Below are 14,975 nucleotides of genomic sequence, written 5' to 3'. Positions count from 1 at the left end.
GTTGACTCTACTGGCGCGCGACACGATCAAGAGCCGTGTCGGGCCCCCTTTTGTGCATTGGAGCAAAAATTGAAAATCAGGAGAATGGGCATTGTCGCCATCGCTCTCGCGTCTACCGGAGCCCTCGCGCTCTCGGGCTGCGCCGGTGGGAACGCCGGGCCCGCGGTCAGTGACAGCGCCATCATCACGGTGAACGGCAACGAGCCCCAGAATTCGCTGATCCCGACTAACACGACAGAGACCGGTGGCGGCAAGATCGTCACCTCGATCTTCGCCGGACTCGTCTCGTACACGGCAACCGGTGCAATCGAGAACGAGGTCGCAAAGTCGATCGAGTCCGACGACGCCACCACCTGGACGGTCACCCTCGAAGACGGCTGGACCTTTACCAACGATGAGCCCGTCACGGCGTCTTCCTTCGTCGACGCGTGGAACTACGGCGCACTGTACGAAAACGCACAGAGCACGTCGTACTTCTTCGACGACATCGTCGGTTATTCCGACGTGCAGAACACCAAGGATGACCCCACCGGGGCCGTCGATGAGAACGGCGACGTGCTGCAGGTCCCTGACCCACTCACCCCGTCGATGTCCGGCCTGACGGTCGTCGACGACACGACCTTCACGGTCGAGCTCGCTTCAGCGGAAGCAGACTGGCCGTTGCGCCTCGGCTACTCCGGCTTCTCGCCGCTGCCAGCTGCTGCGTTTGAGGACATGACTGCCTTCGGTGAGAACCCGATCGGAAACGGTCCGTACATGCTGGCCGCCGAAGGCGCTTGGGAGCACGACGTTCAGATCGCTTTGGTAACCAACCCCTCCTATGACGGTGTTCGCAAGCCGGTCAACGGCGGCGTGAGCATCGTCTTCTACGGCACTCAGGAGGGTGCGTACGCAGCCGTGCAGGGTGGTGACCTCGATGTGCTTGACCAGGTTCCCGACTCCGCGTTCGAAACGTATGTGTCCGACTTTCCGGACACAAACGTAAACCAGCCGGCCGCGATTTTCCAGGCGTTCAACATGCCGTATTACCTTGAGCACTGGAGTGGTGCAGAGGGCGAGCTTCGCCGCGCAGCGATCTCCATGTCGATCAACCGTCAGGAGATCACTGACGTCATTTTCCAAGGCACTCGTACCCCGGCTACCGACTTCACGTCGCCCGTCATTGACGGTTACTCCGACCAGCTGGCCGGCGCCGAAGTTCTTGAGTTTAATGAAAAAGAGGCCAAGGCCAAGTGGGCAGAAGCCGACGCCATCTCGCCATACACCGGCACGTTCGACCTCGCCTACAACGCCGATGGTGGACACGCGGCTTGGGTTGATGCCGTGGTGAACAGCATCAAGAACACGCTTGAAATCGACGCGGTTGGCAAGCCGTACCCGACCTTCGCTTTGGCGCTGGATGACCGCTCCAATGCAGCGCTGACCGGTGCCACCCGCGCCGGCTGGCAGGCCGACTACCCCTCGCTGTACAACTTCCTCGCGCCGCTGTACCAGACCGGTGCCGGCTCGAACTACGAGTTGTATAGCAGCCCAGAGTTTGATGGTCTCTTGAAGGAGGGTGCAGCAGCCGAAAACGTTGAGGACGCCACTGCCAAGTACCAGGAAGCCCAAGAGGTTCTGCTCAAGGACCTGCCGACTATTCCGCTGTGGTACTCCAACGCCACGGGCGTCTGGTCTGAAAACGTCGACAACGTGGAATTCGGTTGGGACTCCGTCCCGCTCTACCACAACATCACAAAGGGCTAATATTCCCCAGCTCGGTTCAGCACTGCCTGGACTTGATTAGTGCGTGAGGTGCCCGGGGCGGTATAGCCCGGGCACCTCACTGCTTAGATTTATTTAGTGATTGAGATGTTTATGTTCCTCTGTTTCAACGAGGGAACCTGATGCTTTGGTACACCGGCAAGCGTCTGCTCCAGATGATCCCCGTGTTCTTTGGCGCCACGTTCCTGATCTATTTCATGGTGTTCTCCCTTCCTGGTGACCCCATCGCGGCACTATACGGTGACCGGCCCCCTTCCCCTGGTGTCATCGCCCAATTGCGGGCCGAATACAACCTCGACAAGTCCCTAATCGAGCAGTACCTGATCTACATCGGTGGTTTCTTCCAAGGCGACCTCGGCACGACCTTCTCCGGACGCTCGGTGTCCTCTGTCATGGCTTCCGCCTTCCCAATTACGGCACGTCTGGCCATGCTCGCCCTTGCCTTCGAAGCGTTTTTCGGCATTCTGGTGGGCTTGGTGGCCGGTCTGCGCAAGGGAAAGCTGTTTGATGCCAGCGCACTTGTGGTCAGTCTCCTCCTGATTAGCGTGCCCACCTTCGTGATCGGTTTCGTGCTGCAGTTCGTCTTCGGCATCCAACTGGGCTGGGCCCGCACCACGGTCAGCGGCGCGGCACCCCTGGACGAACTGATTCTGCCCGCGCTGGTGCTGGCATCCGTCTCATTCGCCTACATTGTTCGCCTCACCCGGGCAAGCGTGTCGGATAATCTCAATGCCGATTTTGTGCGCACCGCTACGGCGAAAGGCTTGTCCGGCCGTCGTGTGGTGACCGTGCATGTGCTTCGAAATTCCCTCGTGCCCGTCGTGACTTTTCTCGGTGTCGATATCGGCTCTCTCATGGTCGGTGCCATTGTTACCGAGGGCATCTTCAACATCAACGGGGTCGGTGGCACCGTTTATGACGCCATAAAACTGGGCGAGGGACCGACGGTCGTGTCGTTCATCGCCGTTATGGTCGTCATTTTCGTGGTGGCTAACCTGCTCGTCGATCTGCTTTACGCAGCCCTGGACCCGAGGATTCGTTATGCCAAGTAGTACCCCCAACAATCGTCAGGCCCACGTCGTGGCGGCACTGGACGAGACTCCGGTTGCTGCCATCGATCAGGTGAACGAGACGCAGAAGGCCCGCAGTACCTGGACGGACGCGTGGGAATCGATGCGTCGACGTCCCTCGTTTTGGATCTCCTCGTCGCTGATTCTCCTGATCGTTCTGGTGGCCTTGATGCCGACGCTGTTCACACAAGCGCCGCCGAACAGTAATTGTTTGCTGGCCGACAGCAACGGCGGTTCTGAGGCCGGGCATCCACTCGGATTTACCCGGCAGGGCTGCGATACGTACGCCCGCATCATATTTGGCACTCGGGCATCCGTTACGGTTGGCCTGCTGGCCACGTTCTTGGTAACCCTCGTCGGCGTCGTGATCGGTGCGTTGGCCGGATACTACGGCGGCGTACTCGACGCGATCGTGTCGCGAATCGGCGATATTTTCTTTGCCGTCCCGACCGTGCTTGGCGCCATCGTGTTGTTGTCGGTGTTGCCGGAGCGCACTCCGGTCACGATTGCGCTGGTCATGTCGATTTTCGCCTGGCCGCAGATCGCACGAATCATGCGTGGAGCTGTGCTAACGGCTCGAAATTCGGATTACGTGACGGCGTCCATCGCGCTCGGCGTGTCGAAGTTTAAGATTCTGCTTCGACACGTTGTGCCGAACTCGATCGCACCGGTGATCGTGATCGCGACGGTTTCGCTGGGCACGTTCATTGTCGCCGAAGCCACGCTGTCGTTCCTCGGAATCGGCCTCGGCTCGGACATAATGTCCTGGGGTAACGACATTGGCAACGCCCAGACCTCCATCCGTACTGCCCCGCAGGTCCTGCTCTATCCAGCCGCAGCCCTGTCGGTGACCGTGCTGGCCTTCCTCATGCTGGGTGACGTCGTTGGCGACGCGCTCGATCCGAAGGCGAGGGCACGCCGATGACCGAGTTAGTGACCGAAACCGTGGATCAGACCGTGCCGAGTTCAAATGACCCACTACTCGACATTCGCGATCTTGAGGTCGGATTCCAGACGCAGTACGGCGTAGTTCCGGCTGTGCGTGGCGTAAGCCTCACTCTCTATGCCGGCCAAACGCTCGCCATCGTTGGGGAGTCAGGTTCTGGCAAGACCACTACAGCGCAGGCGATCATTAATCTGCTCGCCGGCACGGGCAAGGTCACCGCGGGCGAGATTCTGTTCGAGGGTCGCGATCTGACTAGGCTGTCGGCCAAGGAGATGCAGGGTGTGCGCGGAAGCCTGATCGGTTATGTGCCGCAGGATCCGATGAGCAACCTGAATCCCGTCTGGAACATCGGTTTCCAGGTTGAGGAAGCCATCAAGGCCAACAGCCCCTTGCGCGGAAAAGAAGCGCGTGCGCGCACCATCGAAGTGCTGCAGGAAGCTGGCCTGGCGGATGCCGCCGACCGGCTCAAGCAGTACCCGCACCAGTTCTCCGGCGGTATGCGCCAGCGCGTGCTCATCGGCATCGGGCTGTCCGCCCGGCCGAAGTTGCTCATCGCCGACGAGCCCACCAGCGCGCTCGATGTCACCGTGCAGCGTCAGATTCTCGATCACCTCGCCACCCTCACCCGGGACTACGGCACGAGCGTTCTGTTCATCACCCATGACCTCGGCCTCGCCGCCGAACGGGCCGAACAGCTCGTGGTGATGTACAAGGGCAAGGTCGTAGAGTCCGGGCCGTCGCAGGAAATCCTGGCCAACCCGCAGCACCCATACACGCAGCGCCTCGTGGCGGCCGCTCCGAGCCTTGCGTCGCGGCGCATTCAGGCCAAGAAGAATCAGGATGCCCCGGCGCCCGAAATCTTTTCGGCCGGCGGCACGGACACTGCGCTCATTACGCGGGCCACCGAACGTGAACTAGCGGCGTCGGGCAAAGATCTCATCTCCGTCGAGGGCATCTCCAAGATGTACCGCATTCGTAAATCCGGTCTGAAGTATGACGAACTCCTCGCCGTGAACGATGTGTCGTTCGGCGTGAAGAAGGGTACGACCACGGCGATCGTGGGGGAGTCCGGTTCCGGCAAATCCACCGTGGCCAAGCTCATCCTGCAGTTGGAGAGCCTCACCAGCGGGCGGATTGAATTCGAGGGACGCGATGTTGCTGGTTTGAAGGGGCGTGAGCTGCTAAATTTTCGGCGCCGCGTGCAGCCGGTCTTCCAGGACCCGTATGGTTCGCTCGACCCCCAGTACAACGTGGGCAACACCATCGCGGAACCCCTGCTCGCGCACAACGTGGGGTCGCGAAAGGAACGGCAGAAGCGGGTCTTGGAGTTGCTCGACCAGGTCTCGCTGCCGGCCGCGACGCAGTTTCGCTATCCGAGCGAGCTGTCCGGCGGTCAGCGCCAGCGCATCGCGATTGCGCGCGCCTTGGCGTTGAAACCCGACGTGCTCGTGTTGGATGAGGCCGTGTCTGCCCTGGATGTCCTGGTGCAGGGGCAGATTCTGAACCTGTTGACCGAGTTGCAGACGGAGCTGGGCCTGACCTACCTGTTCATCACCCACGACCTCGCGGTCGTGCGGTTGGTCGCCGACAATGTCTGCGTCATGCAGAGGGGGCGCATCGTGGAGGCGGCGTCGACCGATGAGGTGTTCAACAAACCGCGAGAGCTGTACACACAGGAGCTGCTCGCGGCGATCCCCGGAGCCAACTTCGCGTTCGGGCGGTAGATCAACCTTCTGCGCAGCTCAGGCCCGACCGGGGAATCATTCCTGTCGGGCCTGTGGTTTCCCTCGTGGCACTCACGGGAGCCAGCGACGTCACGCGCTGTACATATGTCGCCGTGGTGGCGGCAACCCAACGGGCCTTCACGTTGCGGGGTTCAGACGCAGCTTTTGTGCACAATGCCAGCCTTTGACGACAAAGAATTGTGCTATTTCATAACAGTTCGGTCATTTGATTGGCAAAGTTCAGGAATCTCTCTAGGGTCAGATCAAACCACGATCGACTCGCGGCCCCTCGCCGTGCACCGACGATCACTTCGCCCAGGAGGAATCTTGTCCATCAGAGGAAAACTGTTCAGGAAGAGCCTCAGTGGGGTCGCCATTGTCGGCGTCGCTGCTCTCGCCCTGACCGCATGCACCACATCCGGCAGTACCGACACCAACACGGATGCCGCGGCCAGCGGCGGCACCGTCACGGTTGCCGTGGTCAACGACTTCACGTCGTTCAATAACCAGACCCCGCAGTCCAACCTCGACACCAACGGCCAGGTCGGTTACCTCATGGGTAACTACGGCTCCGCCTTCTCCTACATCGATAAAGACTTTAAAATCGTGCACGAAAAAAAGTTCGGCACCTTCGAGAAAACCAGCGACGACCCGCAAACCGTCACATACACGCTGAATCCCGAGAACAAGTGGTCTGATGGCGAGCCCATCACAGCCGATGACATGGTGCTGTCATGGGCAACACAGGCGGGGTATTACAACGACTCGACCACCGATGAGGCAACCGGTGAGGTGACAACCGGTACGACCTACTTCGAGATTGCGGCGAGCACTGCCGGTCTCGACACGACAGCCTTCCCCACGGTCAGCGATGACAACATGTCGATGACGCTGGTCTATGACACCCCCTACGTGGACTGGGAACTGGTCAACCCGATCGGCCAGCCCGCCCACATCGTCGCCAAGAAGGCCGGGCTCAGCTCCGCCGCCGACCTGACCGCGCTGCTCAAGGGGCTGCCAAAGGGCGACCCGGCCAACCCAGCTGCACCCGACCCCACGCTCAAAGCTGCTGCGGACTTCGTGAACACCGGTTACGACGTGACCGCCTTCCCGACCGACCCCGACCTGTTGGTTTCCAGCGGCCCGATGGTGCCGACCGGCTGGACCCCCGGCCAGTCGTTCACCATGGAGCGCAACAAGTACTACGTCGGTGGCATGATTCCCAAGATCGACAAGATTGTGCTGCGCGTCATCCCCGACGCGAACGCGCAGGTCACCGCTCTGCAAAACGGTGAAGTGGACATCATCAACCCGCAGGCATCCGCTGACACGCTGACCGCATTGGAGAACACGGGCGCTGACGTGCTCACCGGTGACCAGGTGTCGTACGACCATCTCGACCTCAACTTCGGAGCCCCGGTCTTCGCCGACCTCAGTGTTCGCCAGGCGTTCCTGAAGACGATTCCGCGCCAGCAGATCCTCGACTCCATCGTGACCCCGGTCAACCCGGATGCCAAGGTATTGGACTCGCAGATCTGGGTTCCGGCCAACGAACCGTACGCTGACTCGATTGCGAACAACGGATCCAGCGACTACGCAGAGGTTGACATCGAGGGTGCCAAGACGCTCCTCGCCGGTGCAACACCGACGATCAGTATCCTGTACAACACCAAGAACCCGAACCGCGTCGATGAGTTCCAGGCCATTCAAGAATCGGCTACCAAGGCCGGTTTCAACATCGTCGACAAGGGCTCACCCGACTGGAGCTCCCTCCTGGCCGGTGGCGACTATGACGCCTCCATCTTCGGTTGGATCAGCCCGGGCGTCGGCTCTGCCGGCATTTCGCAGATCTTCTCAACCAACGGCGGCGGAAACTACAGCCGCTACACGGGAACCAACGCTGATGCCATCGCGACCCAGACCACTCTGGATCCCGACAAACTCATCGCGATCGAGAAGCGTATGGACAAGCAGATGTTTGCGGATGCCTACGGGCTGCCCATGTTCCAACTGCCCGGCGTGTTTGGTGTCGCCAAGCGGGTGAGCGGTGTGGAGTACATGGGTAACCAGACCGGTCCGTTCTGGAACTTCTGGGAGTGGTCCGTCAACAAGTAGCACGACCGAGAGATAAAGCTCGATCGCGCAGTTGGGCTCCTGGGCACGCCCGGGAGCCCCACTCGTGAGTCTGACGGCATCCGTTCTTTTGTTCTTTTGCCTAATTCAGAAGTGCGAAACAACCCCTACAGTGAGGTAGCCCAGACATGGTGAGCTTCATCCTGAGACGTGTTCTCGTTTCCGTCCTCATCCTGATCGCTGCATCATTTCTGATGTACGTCATGGTGGGCTACTCGGCCGACCCGCTTCAAGACCTCCGAAGCAGCAATTCGCCCAACAAACAGCAACTGATCAACGCTCGCGTCTCGCTCCTTGACCTGAACGTTCCACCGCCCTTGCGCTGGGTGCTCTGGATCGGAGGTGTGGCGAAATGTGCGATTCCGTTCGCCAATGCTTGCGACCTGGGCTCGACTATCTCGAATGCCCGGGTGGTCGACATCCTGCCCAACGCCCTCGCCGCAACGGTGCAGCTCGTCACCTTCGCGCTCGTGCTGGCCATTCTGCTCGGCGTGACGATCGGCATCATCACCGCCCTCCGCCAGTACAGCGGCCTCGACAACACGGTCACCTTCGTCAGTTTCTTTCTGTACTCGCTGCCCGCCTTCCTTGTCGCCGTGCTGCTCAAAGAATTCGTCGCCATCGGGTTCAACGACTTTCTGCGGGACCCCGTGATCGGTGGCACAGCGTTACTGGTCATCGGCCTTATCGTCGGGGCCATCTGGCAGTCTCTCCTCGGTGGTGACAGGCGGCGCAGACTGGTTGTGTTCCTCGTGTCCGGGCTCGCGACATCGGGTGTTCTGCTGCTGATGAGTGCGACGGGCTGGTTCATGCACCCGGGCCTCGGCGCGGTTCCGATCATTCTGCTGGTCGCTGCGATCGCCCTCGGCGCGGCCACCCTGCTGGCTGGCCTGCGCAACCGTCGGGCACTCGTCACGGCGGGCATCAATGCGGTGATCGCCGTTGTGGCGTACTTCACACTGCAGCCACTGTTCGACGTGTCGAGCGCGGGAACGCTGTTCATTCTCGCCCTCGCCACTATCGCAGTCGGGCTGGTCAGCGGTTTTCTGGCGGGGGGCTACGATCGTGGCCAGAATATGCGGGTCGGTCTCGTCACCGCCCTGCTCTCCGGCGCTGTCGTCCTGCTGGACCGCTTCATGCAGTCCTGGGGCGATCTGCTGTCCGCTACGAACGGACGACCGATAGCGACGGTGGGCTCGCAGACGCCGGGGCTGTCCGGCGATGTGTGGCTTTCGGGCCTCGACGCTTTCGCCCACCTGACCCTGCCGACAATCGCGCTGCTGCTCATCTCCTTCGCCGGGTACACCCGATACTCCCGCGCCGGCATGCTCGAGGTTCTCAGTCTGGACTTCATCAGGACGGCTCGGGCAAAGGGACTGCCCGAACGCACCGTGATCATGCGCCACGCGTTCCGCAACATGCTTATCCCCCTGACAACCCTCGTTGCTTTCGACGTCGGGGCCCTGCTCGGTGGCGCGATCATCACAGAATTTGTCTTCGCCATCCCCGGCATGGGGAGTCTGTTCAATGCAGGCCTGTCGCGCGGCGACGTCAACCCGGTCATGGGGTACTTCCTGATCGTGGCCGCGATGGCCATCACCTTCAACTTTCTGGCCGATATGGCCTATGCCGGGCTCGACCCGAGAGTGAGGATTCGCTAAATGTCCACACCGATTGGTTCGGGGCAGACCCCGCCCACCGAAATTCCGGCCGACGAACTCGCCGGTGCCAGCTCGATCCCCGAGAGCCAGGGTCGTTTGATTTGGCGGCGGTTCATCGGTAATAAGGTCGCTGTTGCTTCGATTATCGTTATTGCGTTCATCATCATTTTTTCCTTCTCCGCCATCGGCGTCGGCGCCATTCCTGGCTGGTGGAAATACGACTTCAAATCGCTCAATCCGCAGGTGAACCAGGGCGACCCGACCCTGTCGCTCCTGCCACAATTCCTCGGTGGCAACGGAATCTCGCTGGGCGAGCATCCGTTCGGCCAGGACCGCATCGGCAAGGACTACTTCGCCATGACCATGCGGGGCATTCAGAACTCCGCGCTCGTGATGGTGGTTCTCGGCCTCATCGCGACCGTTGTCGGCGTGGTGGTCGGGGCGGTTGCCGGGTACTACCGCGGCATGGTCGATGCCGTGTTGATGCGCATCACGGACGTCTTCATCGTGATTCCCGCGCTCGTCATCGGTTCGGTCGTCGGCCACTGGTTCGGCAGCCTCGGCGCCCCGATACTCGCCATCATGCTCGGGTTCTTCTCCTGGATGGGCATCGCTCGCCTGGTGCGTAGCGAGTTCCTGTCGCTGCGCGAACGCGAGTTCGTCGAGGCGGCCCGGGTAGCCGGGGCGTCGGACGCGCGCATCATCTTCAAGCACATCCTGCCCAATGCCATGGGCGTGGTCATCGTGTCGGCGACGCTCATCATGGCCTCGGCCATTCTGCTCGAGACGGCGCTGAGCTTTCTCGGCTACGGCATCCGCTCTCCCGACGTGTCGCTCGGCCTGCTGATCAGCTCCAACCAATCGGCGTTCCAGACTCGGCCGTGGCTGTTCTGGTGGCCCGGTGCGTTCATCGTGTCGCTGGCGCTCCTGGTCAACTTCGTCGGCGACGGTTTGCGCGATGCCTTCGACCCGCGCCACCGCAGGTTCAAGCTCAGCAAGATGCGCGAGACCCGACCTGAACCGGAATTGGACAGCCAGCCATGACGCCGGTCACGTGCCCGCCGGTGCTGTGCTCAGGCCAGAAGAAGAGCCACAAGAGATGCCGCAGCACCGGCCACAAGCACGCCGGCACGACCCCACGCCCACACGACAGACACGGGTGTCTGCGCCGCGAGGCCGCCGTCTACCCGGCCGCTGCGCTGCAGGGCGTCCCAGCGAGAGCGCACCAGTTGCGCCGCCTCACCGGACTCACTATCCGGCAGGTCGCCGGGTCGGGGTTGCCCGGTCAGGTAGGGCACCGGGTCGGTGGTCTTACGACGTCCGGCGCTGGTCAAGCTTCGGCCGGGCGCGGGAGCGCAGTGCACAGCGAACTTACGCCCCGGCGTGTACAGGGTGAGCGCGAACTTGGTGTCGACGTGCACGAGCGCCGCCCACGGCACCACAATGGTGCGCAGGGGATTGCGAATGGTCACGCCGACGTCGTCTACCTGCAGGCTGGGGTGCCAGAGCACCTCCCAGACGAACAGCATCACGAACAGGGCCGGAATGACCAGCCAGCGGTTCGACGCGGTCGGCAGCAGGAACAGGCTCAGCGCACTCAGCGCGGCAATCCCGGCAAATACAGCAGCGATGATGCGGTTGAACCGCGAGTAGAAAAAATTCGGGTCGGCAGCGACGGACATGCAGCCATGCTGCCAGATTTTTGCCGCAACCACCGCGCGAGCAGCAGTACCAACGAAAGCAGGACTTCATGACCGAACAGGTGACGACCACATACTCCGGCCCGGTGCTGCAAGTTACCGACCTCACCGTGCACTTCGGCGTGGACAACGTCTGGGTGCCGGCCGCGCTCAAACTGAACTACTCGATCGAGCGTGGCAAGGTGCTCGCCATCGTCGGCGAGTCCGGCTCGGGCAAGAGTGCCAGCTCCATGGCCGTTCTCGACCTGCTCCCGGAGAACAGCCGCATCTCCGGCAGCGTCAAGCTCAGCGGCCGGGAACTGATGGGGTTGAAGCCCGCGCAGATGCACAAGGTGCGTGGTGGCCAGATCGCCATGATCTTCCAGGAGCCGATGACGGCGCTCAACCCGGTCTATACGATCGGCTTCCAGATCATCGAAACCCTGCGGGCCCACTTCGGTATGTCGCCCTCGCAGGCCAAGACGCGCGCCCTGGAGTTGCTCGACATGGTCGAGTTGCCAGATCCGCTGAAGGCCTTCAACTCCTACCCGCACCAGTTGAGCGGCGGGCAACGCCAGCGTGCCATGATCGCCCAGTCCATCTCCTGCGACCCGCAACTGCTCATCGCCGACGAGCCCACGACTGCACTCGACGTGACCGTGCAGGCCGAGATTCTCGACCTGCTGCGCAGCCTGCGCGATCGCCTCGACAGCGCCATCCTGCTGATCACGCACGACATGGGTGTCGTCGCCGACCTCGCCGATGACATCGCCGTCATGCGACGGGGCGTCATCGTCGAACGCGGCACGGTCGACCAGATCTTCAACGCACCCAGGCACCCGTACACCATCGCCCTGCTCCAGGCCGTTCCGCACCTCGGCCAGCGCGGCGACGAAGCCATCGACATGACGGCGGCGCTCGCCATCGGCACCGACATCGTGGTCGACGCCGTGCTCGCCGCTCGCATCGAGGTCAACGAGCGGCTGGCGAATGAGGCGGCCACGGCAGCCCGGCGCGACAGCCGCGAAGTGGTCGTCAGGTTCGATGATGTCGTCATCGAATATCCCAAACACGGTCGAGTCGCAGCATTCCGTGCCGCCGACAAGGTCAACCTGTTCGTGCGCCAGGGAGAGGTGCTCGGACTCGTGGGGGAGTCGGGCTCCGGTAAAACCACGCTCGGACGTGCCGCCATCGGTCTCTTGCCCATCACCGAAGGCACGCTGCACGTGGCTGGCCAGGACATCTCCAAGGCCGGCCGAGACGAGATTCACCGACTGCATAAGAGTGTCGGAATCGTTTTTCAGGACCCTTCTTCCTCGCTCAACCCACGGATGCCGATCGGCGACAGCATCGGGGAACCGCTCAAGCTCGCCAAGGGTTTGAAGGGCGCGGCCCTGAGCGCCGAGGTGGAGCGGTTGCTCGACAGTGTTGAGCTGCCTCGCTCCTACCGCAGCCGCTTTCCGCACGAACTCTCCGGTGGGCAGAAGCAGCGTGTCGGCATTGCCCGTGCGCTCTCCCTCGAACCGAAAGTGCTCATCGCTGATGAACCGACCAGCGCGCTCGACGTCTCGGTGCAGGCCCGGGTACTGCTGCTGATTCAGTCGCTGCAGCAGCAGATGAATTTCGCCTGCCTGTTCATCACCCACGACCTCGCCGTCATCGACGTGCTCGCCGACCGCATCGCGGTGATGCACCACGGCCGCATCGTGGAAACCGGCACGCGGGATGAGATTCTGCGCTACCCGAAAGACCCGTATACCCAGCGTCTGCTTGCGGCCGTGCCGATCCCCGATCCGACCGAACAGCGCGCCCGCCGCGAGTTGCGGCGCGAGTTGCTGGCCGCCGGAAACGAGGTCTAGCCGGGTTCGCCCCACCAGCCGGAGTCAAATCGTACGGTAGGATTATACCTCGGGTCACATTATGACCCCCGGTATCCATTCTTCGTCGCGCGCGAGACTCTGCGGCACTCATTCTTCGTAAGGATCTATTTTTATGGCGATTGCTACACGCAATAACCTCCGAAATGTTGCAATCGTTGCTCACGTTGACCACGGTAAGACGACGCTGGTTGACGCGATGCTCAAGCAGACCGACTCCTTCGCGGACCACTCCCACGTTGAAGAGCGCGCGATGGACTCGAACGAACTCGAGCGCGAAAAGGGCATCACGATCCTCGCCAAGAACACGGCGGTTTCGTACAAGGGCATCCACGCCACCGACGGTCCCATCACCATCAACGTGATCGACACCCCGGGCCACGCTGACTTCGGTGGCGAGGTTGAACGCGGACTGTCCATGGTCGACGGCGTCGTTCTCCTCGTTGACGCGAGTGAGGGCCCGCTGCCGCAGACCCGTTTCGTGCTCCGCAAGGCGCTCGAGGCCAAGCTGCCCGTCATCCTCCTGGTCAACAAGACCGACCGTCCCGACGCGCGCATCGACGAGGTCGTGGCCGAGAGCCAGGACCTCCTCATCGGCCTCGCGAGCGACATGGCCGACGACTTCCCCGACCTCGACCTCGACGCCGTGCTCGACGTGCCCGTCGTCTACGCCTCCGGGCGTAACGGCGCCGCCAGCTGGAACAAGCCTGAAGACGGCACGCTGCCCGATAACGACGACCTCGAGCCGTTGTTCGACGCGATCCTCAAGCACATCCCGGCACCGACCTACGATGACACGCACCCGCTTCAGGCGCACGTCACCAACCTCGACGCCTCGCCGTTCCTTGGCCGTCTCGCGCTGCTGCGCATCTTCCAGGGCACCATCAAGAAGGGCCAGACCGTGGCCTGGGTGCAGCAGGACGGCACCGTCAGCAACGTGAAGATCACCGAGCTGCTCATCACCAAGGCGCTGGACCGCTACCCGACCGAGAGCGCCGGCCCCGGCGACATCGTGGCCGTAGCCGGTATCGAGAACATCACCATTGGTGAGACCCTCGCCGACCCCGACGACGTGCGCCCCCTGCCGACCATCACGGTTGACGACCCGGCCATCTCGATGACCATCGGCACCAACACCTCGCCGCTCATGGGCAAGGTCAAGGGCCACAAGCTCACCGCCCGCATGGTCAAGGACCGCCTCGACCGCGAGCTCGTCGGTAACGTCTCGCTCAAGGTCGTCGACATCGGACGTCCCGACGCCTGGGAGGTGCAGGGCCGTGGAGAACTGGCCCTCGCCATCCTCGTTGAGCAGATGCGTCGTGAGGGCTTCGAGCTCACCGTCGGCAAGCCGCAGGTCGTTGTGCGTCGCATTGACGGCAAGGTGCACGAGCCCTACGAGCACCTCACCATTGACGCGCCCGAAGAATACCTCGGCGCCATCACGCAGCTGCTCGCCGCCCGCAAGGGTCGCATGGAGAACATGGCCAACCACGGCACCGGCTGGGTTCGCATGGAGTTCATCGTTCCGTCGCGCGGCCTGATCGGCTTTCGCACGCAGTTCCTCACCGACACGCGCGGTACCGGTATCGCCAACGCCATCCTGCACGGCTACGAGCCTTGGGCCGGAACGATCAGCACCCGTACCAACGGTTCGATCGTCGCCGACCGCTCCGGTGCAGTCACCCCGTTCGCGATCATCAACCTGCAGGAACGCATGTCGTTCTTCGTGCAGCCGACCTCCGAGGTCTACGAAGGCATGGTCATCGGCGAGAACTCGCGCGCTGACGACATGGACGTGAACATCACCAAGGAAAAGAAACTGACCAACATGCGTCAGTCCAGCTCCGACACGTTCGAGTCGATGACGCCGCCCAAGCAGCTTTCGCTCGAGCAGTGCCTCGAATTCGCTCGTGAAGACGAGTGCGTCGAGGTCACCCCGGCCGCCGTGCGTATTCGCAAGGTGGAGCTCACGGCAGCCGCTCGCTCACGCCAGGTTTCACGCGTGAAGAAGCAGGACGCCAACTAGTCAGCTTCGCCCGCGAGAGCGTAAAAAGTGCCGCTTCGACCACGTCGAAGCGGCACTTTTTGTGCCTCGCGGTGTACACATTCGCACAACTTGAA

At 62.1% G+C, this 14,975-nt stretch carries 10 protein-coding genes; 9 read left to right on the top strand and 1 reads right to left on the bottom strand.

The features are described from left to right. The first annotated feature begins 84 nt into the window (after positions 1–84). The 7 genes from E3N85_RS13920 to E3N85_RS13890 all read left to right on the top strand — a co-directional run bounded on the left by E3N85_RS13920 (position 85) and on the right by E3N85_RS13890 (position 10,342). Positions 85–1,746 carry an ABC transporter substrate-binding protein gene (locus E3N85_RS13920; RefSeq protein WP_134464134.1) on the top strand — a complete coding sequence of 554 codons (1,662 nt, stop codon included), beginning with the start codon at positions 85–87 and terminating at the stop codon, positions 1,744–1,746. Between the two features lie 140 nt (positions 1,747–1,886). Further along, positions 1,887–2,816, top strand: a complete 930-nt coding sequence (locus tag E3N85_RS13915; protein ID WP_134464132.1) for an ABC transporter permease — start codon at positions 1,887–1,889, stop codon at positions 2,814–2,816. Then, positions 2,806–3,759: an ABC transporter permease gene (locus tag E3N85_RS13910; RefSeq protein ID WP_134464130.1), complete on the top strand. Its 954-nt coding sequence runs from the start codon at positions 2,806–2,808 to the stop codon at positions 3,757–3,759. Before E3N85_RS13915 ends, E3N85_RS13910 begins: the two co-directional genes overlap by 11 nt. After that, a complete protein-coding gene (locus tag E3N85_RS13905) occupies positions 3,756–5,504 on the top strand; it encodes an ABC transporter ATP-binding protein (RefSeq protein WP_134464128.1) in 1,749 nt (582 codons plus the stop codon). The genes E3N85_RS13910 and E3N85_RS13905 overlap by 4 nt, the downstream gene beginning before the upstream one ends. A gap of 327 nt (positions 5,505–5,831) precedes the next feature. Further along, the gene (locus E3N85_RS13900) at positions 5,832–7,619 is read left to right on the top strand and encodes an ABC transporter family substrate-binding protein (protein WP_134464126.1); all 1,788 of its coding nucleotides are present in this window, start codon (positions 5,832–5,834) and stop codon (positions 7,617–7,619) included. 146 nt (positions 7,620–7,765) lie between these two features. Next, positions 7,766–9,298 carry an ABC transporter permease gene (locus E3N85_RS13895; protein WP_134464124.1) on the top strand — a complete coding sequence of 511 codons (1,533 nt, stop codon included), beginning with the start codon at positions 7,766–7,768 and terminating at the stop codon, positions 9,296–9,298. Beyond that, positions 9,299–10,342: an ABC transporter permease gene (locus tag E3N85_RS13890; protein ID WP_134464122.1), complete on the top strand. Its 1,044-nt coding sequence runs from the start codon at positions 9,299–9,301 to the stop codon at positions 10,340–10,342. A gap of 29 nt (positions 10,343–10,371) precedes the next feature. On the opposite strand, the gene E3N85_RS13885 is transcribed toward E3N85_RS13890, so the two are convergent. Further along, positions 10,372–10,980: a PH domain-containing protein gene (locus E3N85_RS13885; protein ID WP_134464120.1), complete on the bottom strand. Its 609-nt coding sequence runs from the start codon at positions 10,978–10,980 to the stop codon at positions 10,372–10,374. A 68-nt stretch (positions 10,981–11,048) separates the two neighbouring features. Between E3N85_RS13885 and E3N85_RS13880 the strand changes: the two genes are divergently transcribed. Both E3N85_RS13880 and typA read left to right on the top strand, forming a co-directional pair. After that, the gene (locus tag E3N85_RS13880) at positions 11,049–12,836 is read left to right on the top strand and encodes an ABC transporter ATP-binding protein (RefSeq protein ID WP_134464118.1); all 1,788 of its coding nucleotides are present in this window, start codon (positions 11,049–11,051) and stop codon (positions 12,834–12,836) included. Positions 12,837–12,969: 133 nt separating this feature from the next. Continuing rightward, on the top strand, positions 12,970–14,880 hold the full coding sequence (gene typA / locus E3N85_RS13875) for a translational GTPase TypA (protein ID WP_134464116.1): 1,911 nt from the start codon (positions 12,970–12,972) through the stop codon (positions 14,878–14,880). The last annotated feature ends 95 nt before the right edge of the window (positions 14,881–14,975 follow it).

Origin of the sequence: Cryobacterium sp. Hz9, from assembly GCF_004402825.1 — a bacterium.
Taxonomy (GTDB): Bacteria; Actinomycetota; Actinomycetes; order Actinomycetales; family Microbacteriaceae; genus Cryobacterium; species Cryobacterium gelidum.
This window is presented reverse-complemented; position numbering and strand designations above follow the sequence as displayed.

Excerpts from the sequence above, each read along its gene's own strand:
- E3N85_RS13910 (WP_134464130.1), top strand. The coding sequence starts at position 2,806 with ATGCCAAGTAGTACCCCCAACAATCGTCAGGCCCACGTCGTGGCGGCA.
- E3N85_RS13915 (WP_134464132.1), top strand. The coding sequence starts at position 1,887 with ATGCTTTGGTACACCGGCAAGCGTCTGCTCCAGATGATCCCCGTGTTC.
- typA (WP_134464116.1), top strand. The coding sequence starts at position 12,970 with ATGGCGATTGCTACACGCAATAACCTCCGAAATGTTGCAATCGTTGCT.
- E3N85_RS13890 (WP_134464122.1), top strand. The coding sequence starts at position 9,299 with ATGTCCACACCGATTGGTTCGGGGCAGACCCCGCCCACCGAAATTCCG.
- E3N85_RS13885 (WP_134464120.1), bottom strand. The coding sequence starts at position 10,980 with ATGTCCGTCGCTGCCGACCCGAATTTTTTCTACTCGCGGTTCAACCGC.
- E3N85_RS13895 (WP_134464124.1), top strand. The coding sequence starts at position 7,766 with ATGGTGAGCTTCATCCTGAGACGTGTTCTCGTTTCCGTCCTCATCCTG.
- E3N85_RS13880 (WP_134464118.1), top strand. The coding sequence starts at position 11,049 with ATGACCGAACAGGTGACGACCACATACTCCGGCCCGGTGCTGCAAGTT.
- E3N85_RS13920 (WP_134464134.1), top strand. The coding sequence starts at position 85 with ATGGGCATTGTCGCCATCGCTCTCGCGTCTACCGGAGCCCTCGCGCTC.
- E3N85_RS13905 (WP_134464128.1), top strand. The coding sequence starts at position 3,756 with ATGACCGAGTTAGTGACCGAAACCGTGGATCAGACCGTGCCGAGTTCA.